The organism is Microbacterium sp. ABRD28 (assembly GCF_003850245.1).
In the GTDB taxonomy this organism is placed as follows: domain Bacteria; phylum Actinomycetota; class Actinomycetes; order Actinomycetales; family Microbacteriaceae; genus Microbacterium.
The window spans coordinates 2,756,385-2,773,382 of record NZ_CP031015.1 but is presented as its reverse complement, the minus strand read 5'-3'; the positions used below and the strand labels follow the sequence as shown (position 1 = coordinate 2,773,382).

At 69.4% G+C, this 16,998-nt stretch carries 17 protein-coding genes, 2 tRNA genes and 1 pseudogene; 14 read left to right on the top strand and 6 right to left on the bottom strand.

Annotated elements, in window-relative coordinates; all coding sequences use genetic code 11:
- Positions 1 to 159 precede the first annotated feature (159 nt).
- The gene (locus DT073_RS15860; RefSeq protein WP_164478099.1) at positions 160 to 663 is read right to left on the bottom strand and encodes a GvpU-like protein; all 504 of its coding nucleotides are present in this window, start codon (positions 661 to 663) and stop codon (positions 160 to 162) included.
- A gap of 85 nt (positions 664 to 748) precedes the next feature.
- On the opposite strand from DT073_RS15860, the pseudogene DT073_RS16090 reads away from it, so the two are divergent.
- The 10 genes and pseudogenes from DT073_RS16090 to DT073_RS13330 all read left to right on the top strand — a co-directional run.
- Positions 749 to 859 (top strand): annotated as a pseudogene (locus tag DT073_RS16090) (DUF4244 domain-containing protein); the annotation flags it as partial.
- Positions 856 to 1,197, top strand: a complete 342-nt coding sequence (locus DT073_RS13370; RefSeq protein WP_124293834.1) for a TadE family type IV pilus minor pilin — start codon at positions 856 to 858, stop codon at positions 1,195 to 1,197. The pseudogene DT073_RS16090 and the gene DT073_RS13370, both read left to right, overlap by 4 nt.
- 4 nt (positions 1,198 to 1,201) lie before the next feature.
- On the top strand, positions 1,202 to 1,525 hold the full coding sequence (locus DT073_RS13365) for an Rv3654c family TadE-like protein (RefSeq protein WP_124293833.1): 324 nt from the start codon (positions 1,202 to 1,204) through the stop codon (positions 1,523 to 1,525).
- A gap of 82 nt (positions 1,526 to 1,607) precedes the next feature.
- The gene (gene topA, locus DT073_RS13360; protein ID WP_276310434.1) at positions 1,608 to 4,355 is read left to right on the top strand and encodes a type I DNA topoisomerase; all 2,748 of its coding nucleotides are present in this window, start codon (positions 1,608 to 1,610) and stop codon (positions 4,353 to 4,355) included.
- Positions 4,352 to 5,026: a dTMP kinase gene (gene tmk / locus DT073_RS13355; RefSeq protein ID WP_240638617.1), complete on the top strand. Its 675-nt coding sequence runs from the start codon at positions 4,352 to 4,354 to the stop codon at positions 5,024 to 5,026. Before topA ends, tmk begins: the two co-directional genes overlap by 4 nt.
- A gap of 47 nt (positions 5,027 to 5,073) precedes the next feature.
- Entirely contained in the window at positions 5,074 to 6,240 is a 1,167-nt protein-coding gene (locus DT073_RS13350) for a DNA polymerase III subunit delta' (RefSeq protein WP_124293831.1), read from the top strand.
- A 59-nt stretch (positions 6,241 to 6,299) separates the two neighbouring features.
- Positions 6,300 to 7,796, top strand: a complete 1,497-nt coding sequence (locus tag DT073_RS13345) for an alpha/beta hydrolase (protein ID WP_124294524.1) — start codon at positions 6,300 to 6,302, stop codon at positions 7,794 to 7,796.
- A gap of 83 nt (positions 7,797 to 7,879) precedes the next feature.
- Positions 7,880 to 7,955, top strand: a tRNA-Thr gene (locus DT073_RS13340).
- 57 nt (positions 7,956 to 8,012) lie between these two features.
- Positions 8,013 to 8,423, top strand: a complete 411-nt coding sequence (locus tag DT073_RS13335) for a hypothetical protein (protein ID WP_124293830.1) — start codon at positions 8,013 to 8,015, stop codon at positions 8,421 to 8,423.
- Positions 8,424 to 8,474: 51 nt separating this feature from the next.
- Positions 8,475 to 9,053: an isochorismatase family protein gene (locus tag DT073_RS13330; RefSeq protein WP_124293829.1), complete on the top strand. Its 579-nt coding sequence runs from the start codon at positions 8,475 to 8,477 to the stop codon at positions 9,051 to 9,053.
- Position 9,054: 1 nt separating this feature from the next.
- Here the strand turns inward: DT073_RS13330 and DT073_RS13325 are convergent, their stop codons facing one another.
- The 3 genes from DT073_RS13325 to DT073_RS13315 all read right to left on the bottom strand — a co-directional run bounded on the left by DT073_RS13325 (position 9,055) and on the right by DT073_RS13315 (position 11,616).
- Entirely contained in the window at positions 9,055 to 10,650 is a 1,596-nt protein-coding gene (locus tag DT073_RS13325) for a serine/threonine-protein kinase (RefSeq protein WP_124293828.1), read from the bottom strand.
- Positions 10,651 to 10,730: 80 nt separating this feature from the next.
- Positions 10,731 to 10,803: transfer RNA gene (locus DT073_RS13320), tRNA-Lys, on the bottom strand.
- Between the two features lie 141 nt (positions 10,804 to 10,944).
- Entirely contained in the window at positions 10,945 to 11,616 is a 672-nt protein-coding gene (locus DT073_RS13315; RefSeq protein WP_124293827.1) for a fasciclin domain-containing protein, read from the bottom strand.
- Between the two features lie 206 nt (positions 11,617 to 11,822).
- Between DT073_RS13315 and sigK the strand changes: the two genes are divergently transcribed.
- The 4 genes from sigK to DT073_RS13295 all read left to right on the top strand — a co-directional run bounded on the left by sigK (position 11,823) and on the right by DT073_RS13295 (position 14,991).
- Complete coding sequence (gene sigK, locus DT073_RS13310) at positions 11,823 to 12,422, top strand: ECF RNA polymerase sigma factor SigK (RefSeq protein ID WP_124293826.1); 600 nt, start codon at positions 11,823 to 11,825, stop codon at positions 12,420 to 12,422.
- A complete protein-coding gene (locus DT073_RS13305) occupies positions 12,419 to 13,264 on the top strand; it encodes an anti-sigma factor (RefSeq protein ID WP_124293825.1) in 846 nt (281 codons plus the stop codon). The genes sigK and DT073_RS13305 overlap by 4 nt, the downstream gene beginning before the upstream one ends.
- A gap of 40 nt (positions 13,265 to 13,304) precedes the next feature.
- Entirely contained in the window at positions 13,305 to 13,943 is a 639-nt protein-coding gene (locus DT073_RS13300) for a DNA-directed RNA polymerase subunit beta (RefSeq protein WP_124293824.1), read from the top strand.
- A 163-nt stretch (positions 13,944 to 14,106) separates the two neighbouring features.
- Positions 14,107 to 14,991, top strand: coding sequence for an aminotransferase class IV (locus DT073_RS13295; RefSeq protein ID WP_124293823.1), 885 nt, complete (start codon positions 14,107 to 14,109; stop codon positions 14,989 to 14,991).
- An 87-nt stretch (positions 14,992 to 15,078) separates the two neighbouring features.
- On the opposite strand, the gene pstB is transcribed toward DT073_RS13295, so the two are convergent.
- Both pstB and pstA read right to left on the bottom strand, forming a co-directional pair.
- Positions 15,079 to 15,858 (bottom strand): phosphate ABC transporter ATP-binding protein PstB, encoded by a 780-nt coding sequence (gene pstB, locus DT073_RS13290; RefSeq protein WP_124293822.1) that lies wholly within the window; start codon positions 15,856 to 15,858, stop codon positions 15,079 to 15,081.
- Positions 15,859 to 15,887: 29 nt separating this feature from the next.
- On the bottom strand, positions 15,888 to 16,997 hold the full coding sequence (gene pstA, locus DT073_RS13285; protein WP_124293821.1) for a phosphate ABC transporter permease PstA: 1,110 nt from the start codon (positions 16,995 to 16,997) through the stop codon (positions 15,888 to 15,890).
- Position 16,998 lies beyond the last annotated feature (1 nt).

Below are 16,998 nucleotides of genomic sequence, written 5' to 3'. Positions count from 1 at the left end.
GCGCCAAGCCGATTTCGCTCGGCGCAGCGATCACGAACGGAGCGTCAGTATCTACACGCCGTCCCAGCGCCAGGCGGCAGCGGCGACGAGGCGGGCGTAGTCCTCTGCATCGGTTCGCAAGCGGCCCGTGGGCGAAAGTGCGCACGGGCCGCTTCTGCGTCACTCGTTGAAGGTCGCGGCGCCGAGTGTCCAACCGCCGATTTCGCTGAGTCGTGCCCGGAAGTAGGGGGCGACAACTCGCCCATTCCCGCCGCTCGGCATGAGGGAGGCGTCCTTGAGATGGACGAACTTCCTCGTGAGGCTCGGCAGTCCGGCTTCGATTCGCCGATCACGCATCGCTACTGAATCCACCTGATCTTGCTCCCAGCGGAGGCGGAGTGCGTGAGTCACGGTTCCTTCCGTTTCGCCGCCTGATTCCGTTAGTCCCCGCACCCATGCAGGGCGGCTGATGGCTGTGCCGCTGACCACCAATCCCTGGACTACGAGAGTCAAGGGGATCTCAACGTCGTCAGCCTCTTCGCCCGTTCCGAAGAAGACGTCTAGAACGTCATTCAAGGTCAAGTCCGGCGACGTCAGGTCTTCGAGCGTCGGCTCGTCGGGATCTTCAGCGATGTTGTACTTTTTCGTTTCGCCGTCGGCAGCCTTAGTTTCCGCGTCGGTCATAACAGTCCTCATTCCGTTTCGCCCCTCGCCGGGGTGCGTCTACGTTAGCGGCGCGCTCGGACATCGACACTTCAGCCTTAATTCCGCCACGCTTGCCGCCGTCGCTTTCGCCGGCCTCCTCGTCCTGATCATGCGCAGCGACGAGGTGCGGGGCATCCTGACCGAACTGGTCCGCCTCGCCCTGACGGTGGCGTGAGGGGCCGTGAGCTCGGCGGCGACCGGGGGTCGGTCGTCGCCGAGTTCGCGGTGGCGCTGCCCGCCGTCATCGTCGTGGTCCTGCTTTCGGTCGCCGCGTTGACGGTTTCTGCCCAGCAGGTGCGGCTTCAGGACGCCGCCGCAGACGCGGCGCGCCTCGCCGCGCGCGGCGAAGACGGTGATCGCGTCCACGGCGCGATCAGGGCTGCCGTGGCGGGTGCTCGGGGCACCGTGTCGCACGAAGGAGATCTCGTGTGCGTATCGGCCGTCGCGCCGGCGCACCCCGTCCTGCCGATGACCCTGACGGCGCGCAGCTGCGGGCTGTCCGGGGGATGGTGATCCGGTGGCCGGCACGTCGATCGCCGTCGGCGTCGTCGGCGTGACCGCCGCACTCGCGGTGGGTCTGCTCGCCGTGGGCGGCGCCGCCGTCCAGGCCCAACGCGTGGCGGGCGCCGCCGATGCGGCCGCACTCGCCGCCGCCGACGCCGCGTCGGGCGTGCTGTCGGGGGTGCCCTGCGAGCGAGCCGAGCAACTGGCGGCCACCATCGGGGCCGAGCTCGTCCGCTGCGAGCTCGACGACCTCATCGCGACCGTGACGGTCGAAGGCCGCGTCCTCGGCCTCCCGGTCTCGGCGTCGGCCCGCGCCGGGCCGCCCGCTTTCCCGTGACGCCCCGGGGGAACGCCGCTCCCGCTCTCAGCGATCACCCCCCTGTGCGGTGTGTATGGTGTGCAACGAAGAAAGGACCCCCGTGGCATCCACAGGCAAGAAGCTCGTCATCGTCGAGTCCCCGACGAAGATGCGCTCCATTCAGGGGTACCTCGGCGACGGATACGAGGTGCTCAGCTCGGTCGGGCACATTCGCGACCTGGCGAACAAGAAGGACATCCCGGCCGACAAGAAGGCCGCGTACGGCAAGTACTCGATCGACATCGACAACGACTTCGATCCCCTCTACGTCGTAAACGACCGCAAGACCAAAACCGTCGCTGAACTCAAGCGTGCGTTGAAGGGGGCCGACGAAGTCCTCCTCGCCACCGATGAGGACCGTGAGGGCGAGGCGATCGCGTGGCATCTGCTCGAGGTGCTCAAGCCCAAGGTGCCCGTCAAGCGCATGGTCTTCCACGAGATCACGAAGGACGCCATCCGCGCCGCGGTCGACAACACCCGTGAACTCGATCACGCTCTCGTCGACGCCCAGGAGACCCGACGCGTCCTCGACCGGCTCTACGGCTGGGATGTCTCGCCGGTTCTGTGGCGCAAGGTCGGCAGCGGTCGGGAAGGCGCGGCGTTGAGCGCCGGTCGTGTGCAGTCCGCGGCGACTCGGATGGTGGTCGACCGCGAGCGCGAGCGGATGGCCTTCGTCACGGCCAGCTATTGGGACGTCGAGACGGGAGCGGTCAAGGGATCGCTCGCCGACGGCGCCCAGCCGTTCACGGCGCGTCTCGCGCGCCTGGACGGCGCCGCCCTCGCCCGTGGCACCGACTTCGACGACGCCGGTCAGCTGAAGAAGGCGGTCGTCGTCCTCGATGAGGTTCGGGCGCGTGCCCTGGCCGCCGCGCTGGAGGCGGCCGGCGAAGCATCCGTCTCGGGTCTGGAATCCAAGCCCGGCACCCGCAGTCCCAAGCCCCCCTTCACCACCTCGACGCTTCAGCAGGAGGCGGGGCGGAAGCTCTCGATGAGCGCGAAGCACGCCATGGGCGTGGCGCAGCGTCTGTACGAAAAGGGCTACATCACCTATATGCGCACCGACTCGACGGCGCTGTCGGCCCAGGCGGTCACGGCGGCTCGTGCGCAGGCGGTGAGCCTGTACGGCGACAAGGCCGTGCCGGCCAATCCCCGGACGTACCGCAACAACAGCAAGAACGCCCAGGAGGCCCACGAGGCGATCCGCCCCTCGGGTGAGGATTTCCGGACGCCGTCCTCCGTGAAGGATCAGCTCGATCGCGATGAGCTGCGGATGTACGACCTCATCTGGAAGCGCACCGTCGCCAGCCAGATGTCCGACGCCAAATACGAGACGACGACGGTGACCATCACCGCGGACGTCTCGGTCGACGGCGTCGTCCAGCGCGCCGAGTTCACCGCATCGGGCACCGTCTACACCTTCAAGGGCTTCCTCGAGGCTTACGAAGAGGGCACCGACGAGAAGCGGGGGGATTCCCACCGCAGCGACGATCAGTCCCTGCCCGTGCTGAGCGTGGGCGACCAGGTTCGCCTGCGCGACATCGAAGCCAAGGGTCACGCGACGTCGCCGAAACCGCGCTACACCGAGGCGAGCCTGGTCAAGGCGTTGGAGGAGAAGGGGATCGGGCGTCCCTCGACGTTCGCGAGCATCATCGACGTGATCCTCGATCGCGGCTACGTCCGCAAGCGCGGACAGGCCCTCGTGCCCAGCTGGCTCGCCTTCAGTGTCGTGCGACTGCTCGAACAGCACTTCGCCGACCTGGTCGACTACGACTTCACCGCCGCCCTCGAGGACGACCTCGACCGCATCGCTCGTGGCGAGCAGCGCCGCACCGATTGGCTCCGCGCCTTCTATTTCGGCAACGAGGAGCACCCGGGCCTGCGCAACATCGTCGAGAACCTCGGCGAGATCGACGCCCGCGAGCTGAACTCGACCCGCATCACCGACACCGCCACCCTGCGTTTCGGCAAGTTCGGGCCCTACCTCGAGATCACCGATCCCGAGCAGCCCGAGGCCGAGCCGCGCCGGGTGAACATCCCCGACGACCTCGCTCCCGACGAGCTCACCCCCGAGAAGGTGCAGGAGCTGCGCGACGCCCCGGTCGCGGGCAACCGCGTCCTCGGCACCAACCCGGCCAACGGCAAGCTGGTCGTGGTCAAGGACGGCCGCTTCGGTCCCTACATCGAAGAGACCGACCCCGAAGAGCCCGCCGAGGTCGATGAGGCCACCGGCGAGGTGATCGAGGAAGCTCCGAAGAAGGGTAAGAAGGATGCCGCCAAGGCGGCGCCCAAGCCCCGCACCGCGTCTCTCTTCGCGTCGATGACCCCCGACACGATCGACCTCGAGACCGCACTGCGACTGCTCGATCTTCCCCGCGTGGTCGGAGAGGATCCCGAGTCGGGCGAGCCGATCACGGCGCAGAACGGCCGGTTCGGCCCGTACCTGAAGAAGGGGTCGGACTCCCGTTCGCTGGAATCGGAGCAGCAGATCTTCGACGTGACGCTCGAACAGGCCCTCGCGCTGTACGCGCAGCCCAAGTACGGCGCGCGGAAGGCGTCGAGCGCGCTGAAGGAGTTCGACAACGATCCCGTGAGCGGCAAGCCCATCAAGCTGCGCGACGGCCGTTTCGGTCCGTACGTCACCGACGGCGAGACGAACGCGACCATCCCCCGGGGTGAGAACGCGATGGATGTCACCTACGAGCGCGCCGTGCAGCTGATCGCCGACAAGCGCGCGAAGGGCCCGGCGCCCAAACGCACGACTCGACGCACCACCACCACCACCCGCAAGCCCGCGGCGAAGAAGAAGTGAGCTCCGGCGCCGCCGTGGCGTCGGAGGGCGAGCTCGCGGCATCCGGACTGTTCGTCACCCTGGAGGGCGGCGACGGCGCCGGGAAGACCACACAGGCGGCGCTGCTCGAGAAGTGGCTGACAGGGCAGGGCCGGCGCGTGGTCCGCACCCGCGAACCGGGCGGGACCGAGGTGGGGGTGCTCATCCGCGACATCGTGCTCCACCACCGCGGTGACGTCTCACCGCGTGCCGAGGCGCTGCTCTACGCCGCCGACCGGGCCCATCATGTCGCGACGGTGGTGCGTCCGGCGCTCGCCCGCGGCGATGTCGTGATCCAGGATCGTTACCTCGACTCCTCGGTCGCCTACCAGGGTGCCGGCCGGGTGCTCGGTCCGGGCGAAGTGCGCGATCTGTCGCTCTGGGCCACCGAGGGCCTGCTGCCCCACCTCACGGTGCTGCTCGACCTCGACCCCGCGTCGGCGCGCGCGCGTCGCGATGCCGACGACAAGCCGTTCGACCGGCTCGAAGCCGAGCAGGATGATTTCCACGCGAGAGTGCGCAGCGAGTTCCTCTCGCTCGCCGCCGCGGAGCCGGAGCGCTTCCTCGTGCTCGACGCCACCGCGCCGGCCGACGAGATCGCGGCCGCCGTCCGCACGCGCGTGGCCGCACTGCTGGACGCCCGCACATCGTGAGCAACCCCCCAGCCGGGGTGTCGGGCGGGAAGATTAGGCTGAAGCCCATGGAGGCCACCGCGACCACGATCGGCACGGCGACCGACCCGTGGCGCGGCGTGTGGGGGCAGCCCGACGCCGTGGCCGCCCTTCAGGCCGCCGCCGCCGACCCCGGTGCGATGACGCACGCGTGGCTCCTCGTCGGGCCGCCCGGATCGGGCCGATCGACCCTCGCGTACGCGTTCGCCGCCGCTCTGATCGCCGAGCCCGGCGACGACGCCGCCGTGGCCCAGGTGCTCGCAGGCACCCATCCCGACCTGACGGCGCTGCGCACCGAACAGGTCATCATCCGCATCGACGAGGCCCGGCGGCTGGTCGAGCGGGCCTACTTCGCGCCTTCGATCGGGCGGCACCGGGTCATCGTCGTCGAGGACGCCGATCGGATGGCGGAGCGCACCTCCAACGTGCTGCTGAAGGCACTGGAGGAGCCGCCCGAGCGGACGGTGTGGGTGCTGTGTGCGCCGAGCGACGCCGACCTGCTTCCCACGATCCGGTCGCGGGTCCGCACCGTGCGGCTGCGCGAGCCCGACGTCGCCGACGTCGCCGCTCTCATCGCGGCCCGCACCGGGGCGACACCGGAGATCGCCGAACAGTCGGCGCGGCACGCGCAGCGGCACATCGGCATGGCCCAGCGCTTGGCGAGCGACGACGCGGCGCGCCGGCGGCGCGCCGAGACCCTCGCCGGCGTTCTCTCCGTCCGCGGTGTGGGGGGCGCGGTCGATGTGGCCGCGCGGATCGTCGCGGCGGCCACCGATGACGCCAAGGCGCTCAGCGCCGAGCGCGACGAGGCCGAGCGTCTGCAGTTGCGGCGTACCCTCGGCATCGCCGAGGGGGCTCCCGTGCCACCTGCGGTCCGCGGCCAGTTGTCCGCGCTGGAGGACGACCAGAAGCGCCGCGCCACCCGGAGTCTGCGAGACGGGATCGATCGCGTCCTCACCGACCTGCAGTCGCTGTTCCGCGATGTCCTCATGCGGCAGTTCGGCCGGGAGGACGACATGATCAATCGCGAATTCGCTGATGACATCCGCGCTCTCGCCGATCAGTGGCAGCCCTCGCGCACGCTCGTCGTGCTCGATCAGATCTCCGAGACCCGCCGAAATCTCGAGCAGAACGTCGCCCCGACGCTGGCCATCGAGAGCATGCTGATCACCGTTGCCACCGGAAGGACCCCGTGACCGTCGCACCCCCTCGCCTCCGCCGCCGCGTCGCGGCAGCACTCGCCACCGTCGTCGCGATGACGCTGGTGCTGTCGGGATGCGTGTACTCGCTGATCCCCGAGACCCGGCCGGCATCCACGGCGAGCCCCGCCCCCGACACGGACGGGGTCGATCAGGAGCTGCTGCCGTTCTACGAGCAGACGCTGACATGGAGCGACTGCGGCGACGGCTTCGACTGCACCATGGTGCGGGCACCGCTGGATTGGAGCGACCCGTCGGCAGGCGACATCCAGCTCTCCGTCGTCCGCCACCGGGCGACCGGGGGCGAGGCGATCGGCTCCCTGCTGACCAACCCCGGCGGGCCGGGTGCGAGCGGGGTCTCCCTCATCCGCGACTCCCTGGGCTTCGCCGTCGGTCAGCAGCTGCAGCAGAGCTTCGACGTGATCGGATTCGACCCGCGCGGGGTGGGGGAGTCCACCGCGGTGCGGTGCTACGACGCCGCGCAGATGGATGACTACCTCTACCCCGACGTCTCCGCGCCGCGCGGCAGCGACGAGTGGACCCAGGAGTGGCTGGACCGCCACGCGGGGTTCGCTGAGGCGTGCGACGCCAACAGCGGCGGCATCCTCCCGCACATCACCACAGAGAACGCAGCCCGCGACATGGACCTCCTGCGCGCCGTCCTCGGAGATGAGCAGCTGAACTATCTCGGCTATTCGTACGGCACCTTCCTCGGCGCCACCTACGCGAAGCTCTACCCCGAGCGGGTGGGCCGCCTCGTGCTCGACGGGGCGATCGACCCGGCGGCGTCGGGCTTCGACGTCAGCACGACGCAGGCGATCGGCTTCGAGTCGGCGTTGCGCGCGTACATGAGCGACTGTCTGGCAGGCGACGACTGTCCGTTCCGAGGTTCGGTGGATGAGGCGATGGCCGATCTGGGGGCGCTCCTCGCCAGCGCCGACGCGGCCCCGCTCATCGCATCCGACGGGCGTGAGCTCAACGCCGACGCGCTGACCACCTCGATTGTGGCGGCGCTGTATTCCCGCGACAACTGGACGTTCCTCACCACCGCGCTCAGCGACGCGCTGCAGGGAGACCCGGAGTTCGCGTTCGTGCTGGCGGACTTCTACTACAACCGCCAGGAGGGCCAGTACCTCGACAATTCCACCGAGGCCTTCCGGGCGTACAACTGCATGGACTATCCCGACGATCCCACCTTCGAGGCGGACGAGGAGGCCGCCGAGGCCCAGCTCGAGGCGGAGGCCCCGACGATCGCGCCCTATTGGGCGGGACCCGACCCGTGCGACGCGTGGCCCTACCCGCCGACGGGTGTGCGTGAGGCGATCACCGCCGAGGGCGCCGCGCCCATCGTCGTGGTCGGCACGACCAATGATCCGGCGACCCCGTACGAATGGTCGGTGGCGCTGGCCGATCAGCTGGCGTCCGGGGTTCTCGTTACCCGCGTCGGGGAAGGCCACACCGGGTACAACAAGGGCAACGCGTGCGTCGACTCCGCGGTGGAGGCGTATCTCGTCGACGGTGTGGTTCCCGAGGACGGGTTGCGCTGCGAGTAGCCCCGGGGTCGCGCCCGGCACGGTTCGCTCCGCGCCGGGCGAGGCTGTAAGATCGGTGATCGTGCATCGCGCGAGCGACGCGCGCCACCTTAGCTCAGTCGGCAGAGCGATTCACTCGTAATGAATAGGTCAAGGGTTCGATTCCCTTAGGTGGCTCCACGTTTCGGTCGGGCTCCCTGTGTCCGCGAGGGCCAGCACGCGGAATAAACTCACGGAGTGACCACCTCTGCCGACATCGCGGTGAACGCGGTGCTGGAGATCTTCAGCTGGGTGGGGCTGGGTCTCGGCGGGGTGGTGCTGCTGGTCGGTGTGATCCTCGCTCTTGCCGACGGAACGTGGGAGCCGGTCACCGTCATGATCGACGACGACGAGGACGGCGGTCGGATCGCCCGCTGGTTCGGATCGGACGGTGAGGTCGGCGAGGCGCACCTGACGCCCGAGCAGCTCCGGGTGCTCGACGGTCAGGATTCCGCCTCGGTGTTCGCCCGGCGCGACTCCTCCGGACGGATGCGGCTGACCCGGGGATCACCAGTGGTGCGCTTCGTCGCCTGGTTCGGGGTGGGCCTCACCGGTCTGGGGCTGGTCGCCCTCGTGATCTCCTGGACCCTCCTTTTCGCGGCCGGATGACTCCGGGTGCCTTCTCACCCGGAGGAGCAGGCGCCGTCGTAGGCTCGACGCATGACCCGGGCGCTGTTCATCGTCGATCTGCAGAACGACTTCACCGAGCGCGGTGCCCTGGGCGTGGCCGGGGGAGACGAGGTCGCGGCCCGGGTGACGGAGTTCCTCGCGAAGCATGCTGGTGACTACGCCCTGATCGTGGCCTCCCGCGACTGGCACGACTCCGACAACGACAACGGCGGTCACTTCTCCGACACCCCGGATTTCGTCGACACATGGCCGCCGCACTGCGTCGGCGGCACGTACGGTGCGGAGTACGACGAGCTGTTCGATGCGTCGTCGGTCACCCATCATCTGAAGAAGGGGCAGGGTCGGCCCGCCTATTCGCTGTTCGAAGGGCATGCGGATGACGGCGCCACGGCCGCCCAGCTGCTCGACTCCCACGGCATCATCGACATCGACGTCGCGGGGATCGCGACGGACTACTGCGTGCGGGCCTCGGCCCTGGACGCGCTCGCGGCCGGACGGCGGGTGCGGGTGCTGACCGACCTCATCGCGGGCGTCCACCCCGAATCCAGTGCCCGAGCGCTCGACGAGATCGCACGCGCGGGGGCGGAGCTCGTTCCCGCGCAGAGCTGAGTCAGCTGCGCGAACCCGACTCGCGGTCGAACGGGGGAGGGCGGAGCCAACCCGGGATGCCGCTGCCGCGACCGTTTCCCGCGCCGGGTCCTGGCGTCCCGTTCTCCTCCGGCGCCGTCTGGGTCGGGTCGGGGCTGGGTGGCGACGGCGTCGGAGACGGGTCGACTTCGCCGTCCTCGTCGGTGTCGCCGCGAGGTGCAGGGGGCGTCGAGTTCGGGCGCGGCGTCGTGGTCGCCTCGGTCGGACTCGGGCTCACCGCGGGGGCGGGCGGTGTCTGCGGATCCGTGACCTGTGCGTCATCGGTTCGAAGCTCGGTGTCCGACGCCGGCACCGAGTCCAGGACCGGTGCCGGTGCGGTGCCCGCATCCTCTGCGATCTCCTCGGTGGGGTCGGGCTCCGGCAGGATCTGCGCGGGCGTCGGTTCGGACACCACGGGGGTCAGCGAGCCGGCGGTGCCGAACGCGCCGGAGAGCGCGCTGACGACCCCGACGATCAGAAGCGCGGCCACGGCCGCTGTGCCCCAGAGGGCCGTGACGCGGCGGGACCGTCGCGTGCGCTCGGTACGCGTCGCGCGGCGACTCGAGGTGTACTGCACCGGGAGCGGCGTCTCGTCTGCGATCGCGGCGACGGGGAGCGCGGTCGGCATCGTGGCGGGAAGTTCGGAGGTGTCGAGATCCCGGCCCGACATCGTGGGCTCGAGGGCGACGCTGCCCGACGGTGCGGGTGCGGGCGCCGGCGCGGCCGGCGGCATGGCGATCATCACACCGGTGCTGGTGAGGGCGGACGCGGCGACGGCGACATCGAGGGCAGTGGGACGATCGCGCGGGTCGAGCGAGGTCATCGCGACCAGGAGCTCGCGCCAACCGTCGTCGAGGTCGGGCGGGATGGCCGGCGCAGAAGCCAACCGCGCCACGAGAGCTTCGGCGCCCGTGCCGCGTCGGTAGGCGCGGAGGCCCGTGAGCGCCTCGATGATCACCAGGCCCAGCGAGAACACATCCACCGCCGGGGTGGGCGCGTCGCCCCTGACCTGCTCGGGAGCGAGGTAGGCGGCGGTGCCCAGAACGAGGCCGGGCGAGGTGATCCGCGCGCCGTCGTGCAGATAGGCGATGCCGAAGTCGGCGAGCTTGGCGCGGAACTGGCGCATCGGCAGCGGCGAGGGCGAGAGCAGGATGTTCGACGGCTTGATGTCGCGGTGGACGATTCCCGCGTCGTGCACCGTGTGCAGTGCATCGGCGAGATCCATCGTGAGCGCCGCGGCCGTGGCAGGGGGCAGCGGGCCGCCGCTCAGACACTGCGCCAGGGTCGGTCCCTCGACGTACTCCATCACGAGGAAATCGCCGTCGCCCCCGGGGGTCTCGTCACCGAGATGCGCGTCCAGAAGGGTGACGAGCGAAGGATGGCTCAGCCCGGCGAGAAGCCGCATCTCCGACCGGACGCGCGGCTGGTCGTCGTCGATCGATCCCCGCATCCGCTTGATGGCGACCGTGCGCCCGAGAGCGACGTCCTCCGCACGGTAGACCCGTGCCATTCCGCCTTCGCCGATGCATTCGCCGACGCGATAACGCCCCGAGAGCAAGGGGGGTTCAGCCGGTGACATACCTGAAACGGTACGGGGGAAAAGGTCCCCTCCCGGGCCCTTGACGGATCGTCTCGGGCATGCAGGGGGGGTGGTTGCGGTGGGCCCCGTGGGGCTCGAACCCACGACCCGCGGATTAAAAGTCCGATGCTCTACCGACTGAGCTAGAGGCCCGCGGTTCCAGCCTAACGGTGTCGGGCTGGTCGACCGCTCAGAGGGAAACGACGCGACCGCCGGTGCCCACCTCGCCAGGCACCGGCGGTCACATCGCCCCATTCACCCGGCCGTACCCCAGATACGGCCGGGAGTATCAGATCACTGAGCCGGCGGCGTCAGGACCGAGTCGATCAGGTAGACCGTGGCGTTGGCGGTGACGACGCCACCGCAGATCACGCTGGCCTGGTTGACCATGAGCTCGTCGCCCGAGCCGGTCACCTCGAGGTCGGCGCCTTGGACCGTGGTCTGGGTGCCGACGACCTCGTCGGGCGACAGCTGGCCGGGGACCACGTGGTACGTGAGGATCGAGGTCAGACCGGCGGTGTCGGTCTGGAGGGACTCCAGCGTCGCCGGGTCGAGCGCGGCGAACGCGTCGTTGACCGGAGCGAACACGGTGAACTCGTCACCGTTCAGCGTGTCGACGAGGTCGACCTCGGGGTTGAGCTGACCGCTGACAGCCTGCACGAGGGTGCTCAGCAGCGGGTTGTTCGATGCGGCCACCGCGACGGGCTCGGTCGACATGCCCTCGATCGAACCGGCGCCGTCGGGCACCTGCTCGGCGTAGGCCTCGCAACCGGGGCCGACGAGGTTGGCGGCCGGGTCCATCGCCATGTCCTCTTCCATGGCGGGGGACGAGGCCTCGGTCGACGGCTCCATCGAGGGCTCCATGGTGTCTTCCGCGGTGCCGGCGCCGGACGAACAGGCGCTCAGCGCGAGCGTCGCAGCGAAGGCGAGGGAAAGACCGGCGGTGAGACGAGTCTTGCGTGACATTGCGTTCCTCCTGATAGTCGAAGCGGCACGGGCCGCGTCCCCGGTGCAGGGACCCCACTGGGTTCAGCGGGTACAACGGGTCCTTCGGAACCCCTCCCGGATCGGATGGGATGCGCGGGACGTCGTGTTCTGGCAAACCGCTGGATGCTTCGCAACGAACAGGTGTCGACCGAGCGCCGGAATCGGGATTCCGAGGGGAGTACGGCATGCTGTTGGATGTGGTGATCGACGGAGCCGACGTGCGCGAGGACGAACCGCACGCCGACCACGTCGGAGATCTCCTCCAGCAGGTCGCTCAGGGCGACGCCGACGCCTTCACCCGGCTCTACGACATGCTCTCGCCGCGGGTGTTCGGTCTGATCCTGCGCGTGCTCGTCGACCGCTCCCAGAGCGAAGAAGTGCTCCAGGAGGTCTTCCTGGAAGTCTGGCAATCCGCTTCCCGCTTCGCCCCGAACAAGGGGCAGGGCAGAACGTGGGTGCTCACGATCGCACATCGCCGCGCGGTCGACCGGGTCCGGTCGTCGCAGTCGAGTTCCGATCGCGACATCCGCGTGGGCTATCGCGACCTCGGGGTCGCCCACGACACGGTCTCGGAGCACGTGGAGCTGCGCCTGGAAGCAGAAAAAGTCAATCGAGCGCTCGGAACCCTGCCGGAGGCGCAGCGGGAAGCACTGACTCTTGCGTACTTCGGTGGTTACAGTCAGAGCGAAATCGCGGCGCTCGTGGGAGCGCCGCTCGGAACGATCAAGACCAGGATGCGGGACGGTCTCTCGCGACTGCGTGTGGAGATGGGGGTGACAACGTGAACGAACAGGAATTCGCCGAGCTTGCGGCCGGCTACGCGCTCGCCGCGCTGTCGCCGGAAGACGCGCAGGCGTTCGAACAGGCCCGGATCGCGCATCCTGAGTGGGCTCACCACGTCGAGGACGCCCTCGAGTCCGCTGCACTCCTTGCAGACGGTGTCCCTGCCGTCAGTCCGCCGCCGTCTGTCCGCGACGCCCTGTTGGCTCGGATCACCGGCGAATCCGCGAGCGAGATCGAGATCTCGTCGGCCACCGGTCTCTTGGCTGCGGTGCAGGACACCTCGGCATCTCCGAGTCCGGATGCTGCGCCGCCGGCCGGTCCTCGCACGGACGACCACGACGCCCACCCCGCCACCACAGGGGCGATCGCCGTCGTCCGCCGTCGTTGGACGCGGGGCATGCTCGCCCTCGCGGCGAGCTTCGTCCTGCTCGTCGCGCTCGGGTTCGGCGCCGCGTCGGTGAACGAGTATCTGAGCCGCACTCCCGCCCAGGTGGTGCTCGCCGCCATCGAGGCCGCGCCCGACGCCGCGTCCGTGACCGCCGAGGCCGCCGACGGCGGTGTGGTGACGGCCCGCTGGTCGCCTTCGCTGGAGCAGGCGGTCGTCGTCACTGACGGACTGCCGCAGCTCACCGACGATCAGGTCTTCGAACTCTGGGTGCTCCGGGGCGACGACGTGACCTCTGCGGGGACCTTCGAACCGGCTCCCGGCGGGGAGGCCGTCGCGCTGCTGGAGGCCAGCTTCGAGCAGGGGGACACCATCGCGATGTCGGTCGAGCCCGCAGGCGGTTCGCCGACGGGCCTGCCCACGTCAGACCCCCTGGTCGCGATCACCACCGACGCCTGAGACACGCCGCCCCGCGAAAGACGGGGGTAGCCTGGGGCGGGTGAGTGACGGATCGAGGGAATTCCACAAGCCGGTGCGCCGCCCCGCGGAGTTGTTCGATCGGGTGTTCGCCTCGCGCGATCCCGCCGAAGTCTCGCGGGTGGCCCACTCCACCGCCCAGGCCCTGCTGACGCGGGTGCGCTCCGAGCCCACCGCCGAGATCGTGGATCGCCTCGTGGCCTTCACCGATCACCACGGGATCGACGACATCGCCGAGCTGTGGTCGCACGCGCCCGCGAAGAGCCTGCCGGGCGCGCTCTGGCGCCTGTACCTCTTGCAGCTCATGATCCACGACGACCCCCGCACCGCCGCACTGCTGTACGAGCGGGGGCGCGTGGAGCTCGCCTCGGCCGACGAGGTCATCGCCGGGGCTCCGACACCTGCGGGGCCGGATGAGCTCGTCGAGCTCGTGGACACCCTGCTGCGCGGGCTCTTCCAGGGAGATTTCGCCGTCGCGCTCGAACGGGCCGCGGCGTTCTGCCGGGTGCAGGCGTCGGGTGCGAGCCATCTGGCGGACGACTACGAATCGACCGAACCCGACCGCGCCGCTGCGCTGACGACCCGGGCCCTGCGCCTCACCGACTACGCGGCCGACCTCTCAGCCTGCGCGGGCCTGTGGCGCCGCGACGCGCTCACCTGAGCGGGAGACGTGAGTGCCGGGCCGCAGAACGCCTCTCGGCGCATGGCCGCTCGCAGCGGCAGAAGATGGAGCCCGGGGTTACTGCGGCCCGGCGAGACCAGTCTAACCGACCCGACGCGGGAGCTCTTCCCGTCACGTCCGTGTGCTGACCTAGGCTCGAGGGATGACCCGGCGCCACGCCCTGTTGATCGACCCCGTCGCATCCGATGACGACCGCGGCGACTTCTCCGACACCTTCTCGACCGTTGATCCCGCCGGCCCGGTCCTGAGCGTCGGCGAGCTGAGCGCGCAGCGCGGCGACGGTGTCTTCGAATCCGTCGGCGTCGTCGACGGGCACCCGCAGGAGGTCACCGCGCACCTGGAGCGTCTCGCGCATTCTGCGGCGCTGTGCGACCTTCCGGCTCCGCACCTCGGTCAGTGGCGCGCGGCGGTGGCGGAGATCGCGTCGCGATGCCCCGCCGGGGAGTCTGTCATCAAGCTCGTCCTGAGCCGAGGCGTCGATCATCGGCCCGGACCCACGGCCTGGGTCACCGCCTCGCCCGCCCCCGACTTCTCGCGGGTGCGCCGCGATGGCGTCCGAGTGGTGACCCTCGACCGGGGCGTCGACAGCGGCGCCTTCACCCGCGCCCCGTGGCTGCTCCTCGGCGCGAAGACCCTGTCGTACGCGGTGAACATGGCCGCGATCCGCGAAGCGGGCCGCAGGGGAGCGGATGACGCCGTCTTCGTGTCATCCGACGGGATCGTGCTGGAGGCGCCGACCGCATCGGTCATCGTCCGTTTCGGCGACCGCTTCGTCACCCCCGAGCCGGCAACGGGAATCCTCCACGGAACGACGCAGCTGAGCCTGTTCGCGTATCTCGCCGGACGGGGGTTCGACGTGGGGTACGACACCATCTCGGTCGACCGACTGAGACACGCCGACGCTGGATGGCTGGTCTCCAGCGTGCGGCTCGCGGCACCGATCGTTGCGGTGGACGACCACGAGATCGCCCTGGACGCCGCCCTGACGGCATCGATGACCGACTACCTGCTGTCGCCGCGCGACTGACGACCGCGGAACGCACGGCAGTGCTCTCGCCGCGCGACGGGCCGAGCCCCCCAGCAGGGCACGCCGCGCGGCGGAGGTCTGCGAGGTCTATCCGAAGCGACCGGAGACGTAGTCCTCGGTGGCCTGCACCGAGGGCGTCGTGAAGATCGTGGTCGTGTCGTCGTATTCGATGAGCTTGCCGGGCTTGCCGGTGCCGGCGATGTTGAAGAACGCCGTCTTGTCCGACACCCGCGACGCCTGCTGCATGTTGTGGGTGACGATGACGACGGTGTACTCGTTCTTCAGCTCGGCGATGAGCTCTTCGATGGCGTAGGTCGAGATCGGGTCGAGGGCCGAGCAGGGCTCGTCCATCAGCAGCACCTGCGGTGACACGGCGATGGCCCGCGCGATGCACAGACGCTGCTGCTGACCGCCCGACAGGCTCGAACCAGGGCGGTCGAGGCGGTCCTTGACCTCGTTCCAGAGGTTGGCGCCCTTCAGCGACTGCTCCACGAGGCCGTCGGCGTCGGACTTGGACATCCGCTTGTTGTTCAGCTTCACCCCGGCGAGCACGTTGTCGCGGATCGACATCGTGGGGAAGGGGTTCGGCCGCTGGAAGACCATACCGATCTGGCGGCGGACCAGCACCGGGTCGACGTTCGAGCCGTACAGGTTGTCTCCGTCGAGCAGCACATCGCCTTCCACGCGAGCGCCGGGGATGACCTCGTGCATGCGGTTCAGGGTGCGCAGGAACGTCGACTTGCCGCAGCCCGACGGACCGATGAACGCGGTGACACTGCGAGGCTCGATGTTGAGGGAGACGCCTTCGACGGCGAGGAAGTCGCCGTAGTAGACGTTCAGGTCATTGACTTCGATGCTCTTGGACACGATTCCTCTGATTCGGGTGGAGAACGGGGTCAGCGGCCCTTGGAGGGCGCGTAGAAGTTGGCGATCACGCGCGCGACGATGTTGAGGGCCATGACGATCAGGATGAGAACGAGCGCGGCAGCCCAGGCGCGGTTGATGTACGCCTCGGCCGGGATGCCCTGGTTCATGAACTGGGTGTACGTGAACACCGGGAGGGTCATCATGCGCCCCTCGAACAGGTTGTAGTTCATGCTCGTGGTGAAGCCGGCGGTGATGAGCAGCGGCGCGGTCTCGCCGATGACGCGGGCGATCGAGAGCATGATGCCGGTGACGATGCCGCCGATCGCGGTGGGGAGGACCACCTTGGCGATGGTCAGCCACTTCGGAACGCCGAGCGCGAGCGACGCCTCACGCAGCTCATTGGGAACGAGCCGCAGCATCTCCTCGCACGAACGGACGACCACGGGGATCATGAGCACCGACAGCGCGATCGCGCCCATGATGCCGAGCCGGATGCCCTGGCCGAAGAAGATCGCGAAGAGCGCGTAGGCGAACAAGCCCGCCACGATCGAGGGGATGCCGGTCATGACGTCGACGAGGAAGGTGATGCCCCGCGCCAGGCGCTTTCCGTCGCCGTACTCGACGAGGTAGATCGCGGTGAACAGCCCGATCGGGATGGAGATGATCGCGGCCGCGCCGGTGATGAGGAGCGTTCCCACGATGGCGTGGAGAGCGCCGCCGCCCTCGCCGACGACGTTGCGCATCGAGGAGGTGAAGAACTCCGCCGAGAGCCCCGCGATGCCATTGGTGATCGCGGTGAAGGCGAGCGAGATCAGCGGCACCATGGCGATGGCGAAGGCGGTGGTGACGACGCCCGTCACGAGCCGGTCCACGGCCTTGCGGCGACCCTCGACGACGCTGGAGACGACCGTGATGAGGACCAGGTAGACCAGCGCGGCGACGACCGCGAAGCCGGCGATGTTGAAGCTTCCCTCGGGGGCGAGGGCGAGGATGCCGAAGAAGATCAGGCTGAGCAGGATGCTGGCGCCCAGGATGCCCCAGGGCGCCCACTTCGGCAGCCGACCGGTGGTGATCCGCTGGTCGACGGTGAGCGGGGGAGCCGAGGGGGACTCGGTCGGGGGAGCGGAGGTGAGGGCCATG

What these genes read in the sequence shown, in the direction of transcription:
- DT073_RS13345 (WP_124294524.1), top strand. Translation starts at nt 6,300, where the DNA reads ATGACGCTGGTGCTGTCGGGATGCGTGTACTCGCTGATCCCCGAGACC.
- DT073_RS13315 (WP_124293827.1), bottom strand. Translation starts at nt 11,616, where the DNA reads ATGTCACGCAAGACTCGTCTCACCGCCGGTCTTTCCCTCGCCTTCGCT.
- pstA (WP_124293821.1), bottom strand. Translation starts at nt 16,997, where the DNA reads ATGGCCCTCACCTCCGCTCCCCCGACCGAGTCCCCCTCGGCTCCCCCG.
- DT073_RS13295 (WP_124293823.1), top strand. Translation starts at nt 14,107, where the DNA reads ATGACCCGGCGCCACGCCCTGTTGATCGACCCCGTCGCATCCGATGAC.
- DT073_RS13350 (WP_124293831.1), top strand. Translation starts at nt 5,074, where the DNA reads ATGGAGGCCACCGCGACCACGATCGGCACGGCGACCGACCCGTGGCGC.
- DT073_RS13325 (WP_124293828.1), bottom strand. Translation starts at nt 10,650, where the DNA reads ATGTCACCGGCTGAACCCCCCTTGCTCTCGGGGCGTTATCGCGTCGGC.
- DT073_RS13330 (WP_124293829.1), top strand. Translation starts at nt 8,475, where the DNA reads ATGACCCGGGCGCTGTTCATCGTCGATCTGCAGAACGACTTCACCGAG.
- DT073_RS15860 (WP_164478099.1), bottom strand. Translation starts at nt 663, where the DNA reads ATGACCGACGCGGAAACTAAGGCTGCCGACGGCGAAACGAAAAAGTAC.
- sigK (WP_124293826.1), top strand. Translation starts at nt 11,823, where the DNA reads ATGCTGTTGGATGTGGTGATCGACGGAGCCGACGTGCGCGAGGACGAA.